Source organism: Serratia sp. B501, assembly GCF_051172315.1.
Lineage (GTDB): Bacteria > Pseudomonadota > Gammaproteobacteria > Enterobacterales > Enterobacteriaceae > Serratia > Serratia ureilytica.
This window is the reverse complement of record NZ_JBPIZB010000003.1, coordinates 418,113-430,491: the sequence shown is the minus strand read 5'-3', so window position 1 is coordinate 430,491 and position 12,379 is coordinate 418,113. Positions and strand designations below refer to the sequence as shown.

Genomic DNA, 12,379 nt, shown 5'->3' with positions numbered 1-12,379 from the left:
AAACGCCATGCTATTACCTTGGCTAATTCTTATCCCCTTTATCGGCGGTCTGCTGTGCTGGCAGCTTGAGCGCTTCGGTACTAAGGTGCCGCGCTGGATAGCGCTGATCGCAATGGGGCTGACGTTGGCGCTCTCTCTGCAGCTGTGGATGCAGGGCGGCTATACATTGACCACGCCGAAAGGCATTCCGCAGTGGCAGAGCGAATTCCTGCTGCCGTGGATCCCGCGCTTCGGCATCTCCATCCACCTGGCGCTGGACGGTCTGTCGCTGCTGATGGTGGTGTTGACCGGTCTGCTGGGCGTGCTGGCGATCCTCTGTTCCTGGCGTGAAATCCAGAAGTATCAGGGCTTCTTCCACCTCAACCTGCTGTGGATCCTGGGCGGCGTTATCGGCGTGTTCCTCGCCATCGACATGTTCCTGTTCTTCTTCTTCTGGGAAATGATGTTGGTGCCGATGTACTTCCTGATCGCGCTGTGGGGTCACAAGGCGTCGGACGGTAAAACCCGCATCACCGCGGCGACCAAGTTCTTCATCTACACCCAGGCCAGCGGTCTGGTGATGCTGATTGCGATCCTGGGCCTGGTGTTCGTGCACTACAACGCCACCGGCGTGTGGACCTTCGATTACGAAGACCTGCTGCAAACGCCGATGTCCCACAACGTGCAATATATGCTGATGCTGGGCTTCTTCATCGCCTTCGCGGTGAAAATGCCGGTGGTGCCGCTGCACGGCTGGTTGCCGGATGCGCACAGCCAGGCGCCAACCGCAGGTTCCGTCGACCTGGCGGGCATCTTGCTGAAAACCGCGGCCTACGGCCTGCTGCGTTTCAGCCTGCCGCTGTTCCCTGAGGCTTCGCACGAGTTCGCGCCAATCGCCATGTGGCTGGGCGTGATCGGCATCTTCTACGGCGCCTGGATGGCGTTCGCGCAGACCGACATTAAGCGCCTTATCGCTTACACCTCGGTATCGCACATGGGCTTCGTGCTGATCGCCATCTACACCGGCAGCCAGCTGGCTTACCAGGGCGCGGTTATCCAGATGATCGCGCACGGCCTGTCCGCCGCCGGCATGTTTATCATCTGCGGCCAGCTGTATGAGCGTCTGCATACGCGCGACATGCGCCAGATGGGCGGCCTGTGGGGGCGCATCAAGTTCATCCCTGCGCTGTCGCTGTTCTTCGCCGTGGCTACGCTGGGGATGCCGGGTACCGGTAACTTCGTCGGCGAATTCATGATTCTGTTCGGCAGCTACCAGGTGGTGCCGGTGATCACCGTGATCTCCACCTTCGGTCTGGTGTTCGCTTCGGTTTACTCGCTGATCATGATGCAGCGCGCTTACTACGGTGCGCCTAAATCCGACCAGCCGCTGCAGGGCATGACCGCGCGCGAACTGTTCATCATTCTGCTGCTGGTGGTGTTGCTGGTTCTGCTGGGGGTTTACCCGCAGCCGATTCTGGATACTTCCAACGCGGCGATGAGCAACGTGCAACACTGGTTTGGTTCGTCAGTTTCAGCAATTTCAACAACAAGGCCGTAATTCGCCATGACAATAACTCCTCAACAACTGATCGCACTGCTGCCGCTGTTGATCGTCGGATTGACGGTGGTGGTTGTGATGCTAGGCATTGCGTGGCGACGCGACCACTTTATCAACGCCACCCTGACCGTGATCGGTCTCAACCTGGCGCTGCTTTCGCTGTACTTTGTCGGCCAGGCAGGCCCAATGGACGTCACCCCGCTGCTGCGGGTTGACGGCTACTCGATGTTCTACACCGGGCTGGTGCTGCTGGCGAGTCTGGCGACCTGCACCTTCGCGTATCCGTGGCTGGTCGGCTATCCGGATAACCGCGAAGAGTTCTACCTGCTGGTGCTGATCGCCGCCATGGGCGGCATCCTGCTGGCGAGCGCCAACCATCTGGCTTCGCTGTTCATCGGTATCGAGCTGATCTCGCTGCCGCTGTTCGGCCTGGTGGGCTATGCCTACCGCCAGAAGCGCCCGCTGGAAGCCGCCATCAAGTACATGCTGCTGTCCGCCGCCGCGTCGTCGTTCCTGCTGTTCGGCATGGCGCTGCTGTACGCCGAATCCGGCGATTTGTCGCTGGCCGGCCTCGGCAAGAGCCTGCAGGAAAACATGATGCACCAGCCGCTGATCCTGGCCGGCATGGGCATGATGATCGTCGGTCTGGGCTTCAAGCTGTCGCTGGTGCCGTTCCAACTGTGGACGCCGGACGTTTATCAGGGCGCGCCTGCGCCGGTCTCGACCTTCCTGGCGACCGCCAGCAAGATCGCGATCTTTGCGGTCGTGATGCGTCTGTTCCTGTATGCCCCGGCCGCCGACAACGAAGCGCTGCGCATGGTATTGTCGATCATCGCGTTCTGCTCCATCTTGTTCGGTAACCTGATGGCCATCAGCCAGACCAACATCAAGCGTCTGCTGGGCTACTCGTCGATCGCTCATCTGGGCTACCTGCTGGTGGCGCTGATTGCGGTGCAAACCCATCAGCTGTCGCTGGAAACCGCCGGCGTTTATCTGGCCGGTTACCTGTTCAGCAGCCTGGGCGCCTTCGGCGTGGTCAGCCTGATGTCCAGCCCATACCGCGGCCCGGATGCGGATTCGCTGTTCTCTTACCGTGGTCTGTTCTGGCACAAGCCAATCTTGTCCGCGGTAATGACGGTGATGATGCTGTCGCTGGCCGGTATCCCGATGACGCTGGGCTTTATCGGTAAGTTCTTCGTGATCGCGATGGGCGTCAGCGCGCACCTGTGGTGGCTGACCGGCGCAGTCGTGGTAGGCAGCGCCATCGGCCTGTATTACTACCTGCGCGTGACCGTCAGTCTGTTCCTCAGCGCGCCGGAATCGCTGCAGCGCGACACCCCGAACAACTGGGCGTTGACCGCCGGTGGCGTCGTGGTGCTGATCTCAGCCGCGCTGGTGCTGCTGTTGGGGGTTTATCCTCAGCCGCTGATTTCGCTGGTGCAGATGGCTCAGCCGACGTTCTGATAACGCTTCAGACGGTAAAAAGGTCGCTTCGGCGGCCTTTTTTTATGGAGAAACGGCACTCAGTCGTAATGGGCGCTAAACGACGTTTCCAGCGCCTGCACCACCGCGCGCACGCGAGCGGCGCGTTGCAAATCGGGGTGCAGCACCAGCCAGATATCCACCCAGTCTTTGCTCTCGGGAAAGAGGCGCACCAGTTCCGGGTCGTGGTCGGCCAGGCACGACAAGAGCAGCCCGATGCCCAGCCCGCTGCGGGTGGCCGAACGTAACAACAGCTGCGAATTGCATTGCAGCACGGCGTTGGGCTCGTACAGGGTCTCGCCGCCGAAATTGCTCCAGTGGCGCGGCACCAGTTCGCGCGGGAACATCAGCAGATCGTGGCCGCGCAGCTGCTCGCCTTTGACCGGCATGCCGCGTTGCGCCAGATAGTGCGGGCTGGCGTACAGGCCCATTTCGATAGTGGCTAAGCGTTTGATGATCAGCTCATCGTCATCGGGGCGCGCGCCGCGGATCGCCAAATCCGCGCTGTGGTAAGCGATATCGGTGATGTTCAGCGCCGTCAACAGCGTGACGGTGATGGCCGGATAGCGTTGCCGCAGATCTTGCAGCGCCGGTATCACGAAGGCTTCGGCCAGGGTATCGGTGGTGGCGATGCGCACGTTGCCGCACAGACTTTCGTCGCCGCCGGCGGCTTTGCGAGCGATCGCCTGCACGGCATTTTCCATCTTCATCATGTCCGCCAGCATGGATTCGCCCAGCGGGCTGAGGGAGAAGGATTTTGGCGTGCGGATAAACAATTTCGAACCCAGCGAGTTTTCCAGGGCGGTGAGACGTCGGCCGACGGTCGCCTGATCAACCTGCAGCTGGTTGGCGGCTTTACGTAACGTGCCGCAGCGCGCGACGGCCAGAAAGAAGCGCGCGTCATCCCAATTCATCATGCCATTTCCTCTCTGCAGATTTGTCGGCGCCAGGGGAGCAGTGCGGGCCGGGCGAACGATACCGGTATCTATCATAAAGCGTTGTTCCGCCTGGAGGGAGAGAAAGACGGTCAACGGCACGCACATCGGCGGTTATTTCTCCGGTGATGCAAGAATGCATCAGGGTGATTCATTCTTGACGATACTTCGCCCGTCGTCGTAACGCTATGATAAGCGCCGTTCCCGGCAGACCGGGTGAGGAAAGACGACGATGGCAGGCCGCCGCCTGCCGACTTTGGGAGTGGAAGCATGTCAGAAAATACCGCCATCCAGGACGCGGCGCCAGCAAACGCACAGGCGTCGCGCACGGCCATTTTACTGTTCCTGGCGCTGGCTTTGATGTCGGCATTGCTGAACAGCAGCGCGCCGACGCCGCTTTATCCGCTGTATCAGCAGCAGCTTGCGCTAAGCTCGGTCAGTCTGACCGTCATCTACGGCGCCTATGCCGCCGGCGTGCTGATCTCTTTGTTCGGCGTCGGCAATCTGGCCGGCAAAGTAAAGGATTTACGCAGCATGATCGTGCCGGCGTTGCTGGTGGTGTTGAGCGGCGCGCTGCTGTTCGCGCTGGCTGATACCTTTGCCATGATGCTGATGGCGCGGCTGCTGGCCGGGGTAGGCACCGGGGCGCTGACCGGCGCGGCGAACATCGCGTTGGTGCGGTTTGGGCCGCGCGACGGCGGTAAAAGCGCGGCGTTAATCGCAACGCTGTCATTCACCACCGGATTAGCGCTGGGGCCGATCTTCAGCGGCATCGCTTTGCAGACCGGTTTTCATCCCACGACGCTGCCGTTCGTTTTCATCATGGCCATTGCCGCCATGGCGGCGTTGGGCGTCATGCTGCTGTGGCCGCGTGGCCAGGTTGCGTCGCCGGCCCGAGCTGCGCCGGCCGAACAGGAAAAAAGCACGCTGCTCGATGGCCTGCGCGCTACCGGCGGTAAATTCTTTGTGTGCGCCGGCGCGCTGTTTGTCTGTTGGGCGCTGGCCGCCAGTATTTTGGCAATCGGCCCCGGCGTGGCGGAAACGCTGTTAGGCATGCACCAGCGTGGCGTCTTTGGCTATGCGATTGCGGTGTATCTGCTGATCGCCGGCATCAGCCAGATCCTGAGCCGCCGCGTTAACGCCCGTCATTCGCTGTTGTTCGGTTGCCTGGCGCAGGTGCTGGCGGCAGTGGTGTTCGCCATGGCGATCCAGTGGCATTCTCTGGGGCTGGCGGCGGTGGGGCTGGTGGTGGCCGGCTATGCTTACGGCGCCATTTTCGTCGGCAGCGCGACCCTGGTTAACTTGATTTCGCCGCCGACCAGCCATGCGCGTTTGCTTTCTCTGTTTTACGTTATCGCTTATATCGCCAACTGGGTGCCGATCTTGCTGGGCGTGGTGGTCGATCGCGTCGATCTGCAGCAGGCGACCCATTTGCTGTTCTTGAGCAGCAGCGCAGTGTGCCTGTTGCTGGCATGGAAAACGTCCCGGGTGGGATTCCCTTGCTAATTATTTTGTGATGAATATCTATTTTTTATAATTAATGATTCTTTAATTACATTTATGATGTGATTTGTATAGCATAAATTGGCCTGTTTTCGGGTAAACTGCGCGCTTTCTTTTTGCTGCAGGTCACTTTATGAACGTTCTTTTCGCCATTGCCGTCACCACCGGGATCCTGTCCGGCGTTTGGGGATGGGTTGCCGTCAGTCTGGGCCTGATCGGTTGGGCCGGTTTTCTCGGCTGCACGGCCTATTTCGCCTGCCCGCAGGGCGGCCTGAAAGGGCTGTTGATCGGCGCGTTGACCTGCTGCAGCGGCGTTTTCTGGGCAATGGTCATCATCCACGGCAGCGAACTGGCGCCGCAATGGAATTTGCTGGGGTATCTGCTGACCGGCGCCGTGGCGTTCTTGATGTGCATACAGGCCAAACAGCAATGGCTGGGGTTCGTGCCCGGCACCTTTATCGGCGCCTGTGCGACCTTCGCCGGCGGCGGCGACTGGCCGCTGGTGACGCTCTCTTTGCTGGTGGGCCTGCTATTCGGCTATGCGATGAAAAACAGCGGGCTGTGGTGGGCGGCGCGCAGCGAAAAAGCCCGCGCCGCACAGCCGGTCAGCCGGCATGCCGGCTCAAACGGTGCCGCCGAGTGAGAGGCGGTAGTGCAGATCGAGACGCTCGGCGCAGGGCTCGCCCGCGATCCGCTGCAGCAACAGTTCACTGGCGGCCTTACCCATCTCAAAGCGCGGCGTGATCACGCTGGCGATGCCCGGCGTGGTCGCCTGGCCGATATCCAGACCGTGAAAACCCGATAGCGCAACCTCCTGCGGCACGCGCACGCCGAGACGCAGGCAGGCCTGCAACACGCCTACCGCCAAATCGTCGTTGGTGCACAGGATACCGTCCAACTGCGGGTAGCGTTCGCGCGCCATCGCCAGCATGTCGGCGCCGATCGAAACCGATGAGACTCGATGCGGCGTGATCTGGCGCGGCGTTTGCCCCTGAGCCGCCATGGCGCGGCAGTAACCCTGGTAACGTTTAATGTCGCGGGCGTCGGACATGGCGCCAAAGTAAACGATATGGCGTTTGCCGCTGGCCAGCAGCGCGGCGGTCATGTCATACCCCGCCTGTTCATTGTCAAATCCCACTGCGATCCGCCCCGGCGGCGCGTCGAGATCCATCACCTGCGCGATGGGAATTTTCGCGGCGGCGAGATAGGTCTCCGCGCGCAAGGTGTGCGCCGAATCGGTGAGGATTAGCCCGGCGATTGGATAAGCCAGCAGTTGTGCAATCTGCTCTTCTTCCCGCTGCGGGCTGTAATCGTAGTTCACCACCAGCGTTTGATAACCCCGCGCCTGGGTGACGGATTCGATGCCGGCCAGCAGATCGGCGAAAATCTGGTTATTGAAAGAGGGGATCAACACGCCGATGCGCGGTTTTCTGCCGGCCTGTGCGGTATCGGCGTCAGTGATGTTCAGCTCCCGCATGACCTGCGCAATGCGTTCAGCGGTGTCGGCCGCCACTTTGTCCGGCGTGCGCAGAAAACGGCTGACGGTCATTTTGGTCACGCCGGCCAATTGCGCGATGTCCTGTAGCGTTACGCGGGGGTGTTTCATTCGGTAGCCTTAACGGGCGGCGCGGCAAGGGTGGATAGCGGTATGTTAACAAATCGATTTGGTGATAACAACGCATGCGATTTTATTGAAAGTGGCTATTTTTCAATTGGATAAATTGGCTTTGTTCTCTTGCTGTCTGCGTGAGTTCACGTTAAGGGTAACAGGGTTTCGTAACATTATTTTCAGTGATTTCCATCACGTTTTTACCGGTAACAATCGGCTGAGATAGAGGCCTGTCCGATTGGAGGCCTGAAGGCCGGGAATTACCATGAACAACCTGTTTTCTCTGGATAACAAAACCGTCTTGATCACCGGCGCCTCGCGCGGCATCGGTTTTCTGCTGGCGCGCGGCCTGGCGCAGCAAGGCGCGCATATTCTGGTCAACGCCACCACCGAAGAACATGCCCGGCACGCCGCCGATCGCCTGCGCGAAGAGGGGCTGCGCGCCGACGCGGCGGCGTTCGACGTCACCGACTCTCAGGCGGTGCATGCCGCCATCGGCCGTATCGAAGCGGACATCGGCGCGATAGACGTGTTGATCAACAACGCCGGCATCCAGCGCCGTCATCCCTTCACCGAGTTCCCGGAGCAAGACTGGGACGACATCATCGCCGTCAACCAGAAGGCGGTCTTCATCGTGTCGCAGACCGTGGCCCGTTACATGGTGCCGCGCCGGCGCGGCAAGATCGTCAATATCGGCTCGATGCAAAGCGAGCTGGGGCGGGACACCATCACCCCTTACGCGGCGTCCAAAGGGGCGGTGAAAATGCTGACGCGCGGCATGTGCGTGGAGTTGGCGCGTTACAACATTCAGGTCAACGGCATCGCCCCCGGCTATTTCAAAACCGAGATGACGCAGGCGTTGGCCGACGACCCGGCCTTTACCGCCTGGCTGACCCAGCGCACGCCCGCCGCGCGTTGGGGGGATCCACAGGAGCTGATCGGCGCGGCGGTGTTCCTAGCCGCCGACGCTTCCAGCTTCGTCAACGGGCAACTGCTGTTTGTCGATGGCGGCATGTCCGCCGCGGTGTAATCCCTCTTTCGTGGAGTGTTGAGATGAAAATTCAAACCCAGTCCTGCATGGTTAACGGCAAACGCGACGTGGCGGTGATCGCGCAAGAAGTGAATTATCAGGGGCAGGGCACGCTGGTGAAAATCCGCCGCGGCGGCATCTGCGGCTCGGACCTGCATTACTTTCAGGAAGGGAAGGTCGGCAATTTTCAGGTACGTCAGCCGATGGTGCTGGGCCACGAGGCGATCGGCGAGGTGGTCGCCAGCGATTCACCGCAGCTGGCGATCGGGCAGAAGGTGGCGCTCAATCCCAGCAAACCCTGCGGGCAGTGCAAATATTGTCTGGCGCAGCAAAGCAATCAGTGCGTTGACATGCGCTTTTTCGGCAGTGCGATGTATTTCCCGCACGTCGACGGTGCTTTCACCCAATACAAGGTGGTGGATAGTGCGCAGTGCATTCCTTACGCCGCTGATCGCGACGACAGGGTGATGGTATTCGCCGAACCGCTGGCGGTGGCGATCCACGCGGCGAAACAGCCCGGTGCGGTGAAGGGTAAAACGGTTTTCGTGTCCGGCGTCGGCCCGATCGGTTGTTTGCTGGTGGCGGCGCTGAAAGCGCTGGGCGCCGCCGAGATCGTCTGCGCCGATCTCAGCCCGCGCTGTCTGGCGCTCGCCGGCCAGATGGGGGCGGACCGCTGTCTGCATGCCGCAGACGACGATTTCAGCGTATATCAGCAACACAAAGGCTATTTCGACATTGCTTTCGAGGCAGCAGGGCATCCGACGTCGCTGCAGCGCTGCCTGGAAGTCACGCGCGCCAAGGGCACCGTCGTGCAGGTCGGGATGGGCGGCAGCTTCCCTGATTTCCCGCTGATGCTGTTGATCGCCAAGGAGTTGAATCTGCTCGGCTCCTTCCGCTTCGTGGAGGAATTCGCGCTGGCGGTGGCCTGGCTGGCCGGCGATGTGGTCGATCCGCTGCCGCTGCTGTCGGCGGAGTTCGCCGGGGACCAACTGGCGCAGGCGCTGGAGTTTGCCGGCGACAAGCGCCAGGCCGCCAAGGTGCAATTAGTGTTTTAGGGTAAAAGTCCGATGGCCGCAGGTGACGATCGTTGTCTATAGTGTAGGAACGCTTAATTTTTCAACCACGGAGATCTCACGATGGCAAGACATACGGATGCTGAGCAAACTACGCTGGATGACGATCTGAGAATGCTGACCGAAACGCTGGAAGAAGTGTTGCAATACAGCGGCGATCGCGCGGATCAGGCCTACATCGACATCAAGTCGCACGCCGAGCAGGCGCTGAGTGAGGTCAAGGCGCGCTGGGTGAACACCGGCGAATCCTACTATGCCCGCGCCAAAGAAGTGGTGCACCGCACCGACGACTATGTGCGGGATAAACCCTGGCACAGCGTGGGCATCGGCGCCACCGTCGGGCTGGTGCTGGGGCTGCTGCTGGCCCGCAAATAAATTACGCCCCAGGGGCGGCGCAAGCCGCCTCGTTCTTTTCTGCAGACTGTGTTCTTCATCCCGCTGTTTCTCCGATAGTTCTTCCATATCCCGCCTATACTTTCCGCTAGCCGCCGCAGGCGGGGCGCTATTCCCCTGTTTTTTGTGCGGACGGATTGAGACCATGTCGCCGCAGGTGTAAAGTGTTTGTGTATTTATTGTTTATTTTTTGTTCTAAATCAAATAATTATCTGGTGTAAACACCCAGGGATATACGGCGTTTTTGCGCTGGCGCAAAAGCCGTGAAAATAACACCTCATATAATACAGAGCGTAACTACAGGCGCGGCGTCCGTCGGCTGCGCCGGGGACGATCTCTGCTAACTGACTTGTGAGCGAACTATGTCGACAAGTGTTTTTAATCGCCGGTGGGCGGCTGTGCTGCTCGAGGCGCTGGCCCGCCATGGGGTGCGGCATGTTTGTATCGCTCCGGGATCGCGCTCCACGCCGTTGACGCTGGCCGCTGCGGCCAACCGATCTTTTATCTGTCATACCCACTTTGATGAACGCGGGCTTGGCCATTTGGCGCTTGGGCTGGCGAAGGCGGCGCGTGAGCCGGTAGCGGTGATTGTCACGTCCGGTACCGCGGCGGCGAACCTTTACCCGGCTTTAATCGAGGCCGGCCTGACCGGTGAGCGGCTGGTGTTTCTCACCGCCGATCGGCCGCCGGAACTGATCGACTGCGGCGCCAATCAGGCGATCCGTCAAAACGGCCTCTACAGCAGCCACCCGACGTTGGCGATCGATCTGCCGCGTCCTACGCCGGATATTCCGGCCGCGTGGCTGGCCTCCAGCGTCGACAGCGCGATGGCGCGCCTGCAGCACGGCGCGTTGCATATTAACTGCCCGTTCGCCGAACCGCTGTACGGCGGTGATGAACGTCAGTATGCCGATTGGTCCGCCGCGCTGGGCGACTGGTGGCAGAGCGATCGGCCTTGGCTGCAGGAAAGTGAGACGCGTGCGGCGCCGTCGCCGCAGCCGGACTGGTTCTTCTGGCGGCAAAAACGCGGCGTGGTGCTGGCCGGCCGCATGAGCGCGGAAGAGGGCGCACAGGTGGCCGACTGGGCCGAGACGCTGGGCTGGCCGCTGATCGGCGATGTGCTGTCGCAGACCGGGCAACCGCTGCCCTGCGCCGATTTATGGCTCGCTCATCCGCAGGCGCAGCGCGTGTTGCAAGACGCGCAGCTGGTGGTGCAGTTCGGCGGCAGTCTGACCGGTAAACGCTTGCTGCAGTGGCAGGCGCAGTGTCGGCCGGAAGAGTATTGGGTCATCGACGAGCTGCCGGGGCGGCTCGATCCGGCCCAGCACCGGGGGCGGCGTCTGCGTGCCGGGGTGGCGCAGTGGTTGGCGCAGCATCCGGCGCAACCGCGCGCGCCGTGGGCCGCCGGGCTGGCGGCCTTGGCGGATAAGGCGCTGACGGCGGCGTCCACGCATCTGCACGATAACTTTGGCGAAGCGCAGCTGGCGCACCGCCTGCCGGAACTGCTGCCGGAGAACGGCCAGCTGTTTCTCGGCAACAGCCTGGTGGTGCGATTGATCGACGCGTTAACCACGCTGCCTGTCGCTTACCCGGTATTCAGCAACCGCGGCGCCAGCGGCATCGACGGTCTGATTTCCACCGCCGCCGGCGTACAGCGCGCCACCGCCAGGCCGACGTTGGCGGTGGTGGGCGACCTTTCCGCGTTGTATGACCTCAATGCGCTGGCGTTGTTGCGCCACTGTTCGGCGCCGACGGTGCTGATCGTCGTCAATAACAACGGCGGCCAAATTTTCTCGCTGTTGCCGACGCCGGACGAGGAGCGCCAACGCTTTTACTGCATGCCGCAGAACGTCGAGTTCAGCCACGCGGCGGCGATGTTCCAGCTTGGCTACGCGCGGCCGGAAAACTGGCGCCAACTGCAACAGGCGGTTGAGCAAGGCTGGCGGCGCGGCGGCGCCACGCTGATAGAACTGCAGGTGTCGCCGAGCGCAGGGGCCGAAAGCCTGCAATACCTGGTGCAACAGATGGCGGTGCAATGATGCTGGCGACGCGAATTTTGCAACAGGGCGAAGCGGGGCGTCCGTGGCTGGTATGGCTGCACGGCCTGCTGGGCAACAACAATGAATGGAGGGTGATCGCCGCGCGTTGCCCGGAATGGCCGTCGCTGGCCATCGATCTGCCCGGCCACGGCGATTCCGTGGCGGTGAGCTGCCGCGGCTTCGACGACATCAGCGCGCAAATCGCCGCGACCCTGCAACTGCGCAATATTGAACGTTATTGGCTGGTGGGCTACTCGCTCGGCGGGCGCATCGCCATGTATCACGCTTGCCACGGCCGCCATGACGGCCTGCAAGGCGTGATCGTCGAGGGCGGCAACCCGGGGCTTGAGGACGAACAACAGCGCCGCGATCGTTGCGAGCAGGATGCGCGATGGGCGGCGCGTTTTCGCAGTGAGGCGATTGCCGAAGTCCTGGCGGACTGGTATCAGCAACCGGTGTTCAAAGAGCTTAGCCATGTGCACCGCCAGGCGCTGATCGCCGCGCGTTCGGTCAACAGCGGCCCGGCGATTGCCGACATGCTCGAAGCCACATCGCTCGGCAGACAGCCTTATCTGGCGCCGCAGCTGCGCCAACTGACCGTGCCGCTGCGGGTGCTGTGCGGTGAGAACGACCCCAAATTTCAACGGCTGGCGCGCGACGCCGGGTTGCCGTTGCGCATCGTGCCGCAGGCCGGCCACAACGCGCATCTGGCCAATCCGCAGGATTTCGTCGCCGAGCTGCAGACCTTTCTCGTTAACCCTGGTTAAAGGAACCGAAC

Annotated in this window: 11 protein-coding genes; 9 read left to right on the top strand and 2 right to left on the bottom strand. The window is 61.5% G+C overall.

Annotated elements, in window-relative coordinates:
• Positions 1 to 7: 7 nt before the first annotated feature.
• Positions 8 to 1,537: an NADH-quinone oxidoreductase subunit M gene (gene nuoM / locus ACSBQV_RS12580; RefSeq protein WP_033643857.1), complete on the top strand. Its 1,530-nt coding sequence runs from the start codon at positions 8 to 10 to the stop codon at positions 1,535 to 1,537.
• 6 nt (positions 1,538 to 1,543) lie between these two features.
• A complete protein-coding gene (gene nuoN, locus ACSBQV_RS12575; RefSeq protein ID WP_033635324.1) occupies positions 1,544 to 3,001 on the top strand; it encodes an NADH-quinone oxidoreductase subunit NuoN in 1,458 nt (485 codons plus the stop codon).
• A gap of 59 nt (positions 3,002 to 3,060) precedes the next feature.
• Here nuoN and ACSBQV_RS12570 read toward each other — a convergent pair whose 3' ends face one another.
• Complete coding sequence (locus ACSBQV_RS12570) at positions 3,061 to 3,936, bottom strand: LysR family transcriptional regulator (protein WP_099782595.1); 876 nt, start codon at positions 3,934 to 3,936, stop codon at positions 3,061 to 3,063.
• Positions 3,937 to 4,224: 288 nt separating this feature from the next.
• On the opposite strand from ACSBQV_RS12570, the gene ACSBQV_RS12565 reads away from it, so the two are divergent.
• Together ACSBQV_RS12565 and ACSBQV_RS12560 are read left to right on the top strand one after the other, a co-directional pair.
• Positions 4,225 to 5,460: an MFS transporter gene (locus tag ACSBQV_RS12565; RefSeq protein ID WP_060660434.1), complete on the top strand. Its 1,236-nt coding sequence runs from the start codon at positions 4,225 to 4,227 to the stop codon at positions 5,458 to 5,460.
• Between the two features lie 130 nt (positions 5,461 to 5,590).
• Complete coding sequence (locus ACSBQV_RS12560; protein ID WP_033643854.1) at positions 5,591 to 6,100, top strand: DUF1097 domain-containing protein; 510 nt, start codon at positions 5,591 to 5,593, stop codon at positions 6,098 to 6,100.
• Here ACSBQV_RS12560 and ACSBQV_RS12555 read toward each other — a convergent pair.
• Complete coding sequence (locus ACSBQV_RS12555) at positions 6,080 to 7,063, bottom strand: LacI family DNA-binding transcriptional regulator (RefSeq protein ID WP_033643853.1); 984 nt, start codon at positions 7,061 to 7,063, stop codon at positions 6,080 to 6,082. The genes ACSBQV_RS12560 and ACSBQV_RS12555 overlap by 21 nt on opposite strands.
• Before the next feature lie 268 nt (positions 7,064 to 7,331).
• Between ACSBQV_RS12555 and idnO the strand changes: the two genes are divergently transcribed.
• From idnO to menH, 5 genes are all read left to right on the top strand, one after another.
• The gene (idnO, locus tag ACSBQV_RS12550) at positions 7,332 to 8,096 is read left to right on the top strand and encodes a gluconate 5-dehydrogenase (RefSeq protein ID WP_099784650.1); all 765 of its coding nucleotides are present in this window, start codon (positions 7,332 to 7,334) and stop codon (positions 8,094 to 8,096) included.
• A 23-nt stretch (positions 8,097 to 8,119) separates the two neighbouring features.
• Positions 8,120 to 9,151 carry an L-idonate 5-dehydrogenase gene (gene idnD / locus ACSBQV_RS12545; protein ID WP_089195007.1) on the top strand — a complete coding sequence of 344 codons (1,032 nt, stop codon included), beginning with the start codon at positions 8,120 to 8,122 and terminating at the stop codon, positions 9,149 to 9,151.
• A gap of 81 nt (positions 9,152 to 9,232) precedes the next feature.
• Positions 9,233 to 9,544 (top strand): stress response protein ElaB, encoded by a 312-nt coding sequence (elaB, locus tag ACSBQV_RS12540; RefSeq protein ID WP_099784648.1) that lies wholly within the window; start codon positions 9,233 to 9,235, stop codon positions 9,542 to 9,544.
• A gap of 380 nt (positions 9,545 to 9,924) precedes the next feature.
• The gene (gene menD, locus ACSBQV_RS12535) at positions 9,925 to 11,601 is read left to right on the top strand and encodes a 2-succinyl-5-enolpyruvyl-6-hydroxy-3-cyclohexene-1-carboxylic-acid synthase (RefSeq protein WP_099784646.1); all 1,677 of its coding nucleotides are present in this window, start codon (positions 9,925 to 9,927) and stop codon (positions 11,599 to 11,601) included.
• The gene (gene menH / locus ACSBQV_RS12530; protein WP_099784644.1) at positions 11,598 to 12,368 is read left to right on the top strand and encodes a 2-succinyl-6-hydroxy-2,4-cyclohexadiene-1-carboxylate synthase; all 771 of its coding nucleotides are present in this window, start codon (positions 11,598 to 11,600) and stop codon (positions 12,366 to 12,368) included. The genes menD and menH overlap by 4 nt, the downstream gene beginning before the upstream one ends.
• The last annotated feature ends 11 nt before the right edge of the window (positions 12,369 to 12,379 follow it).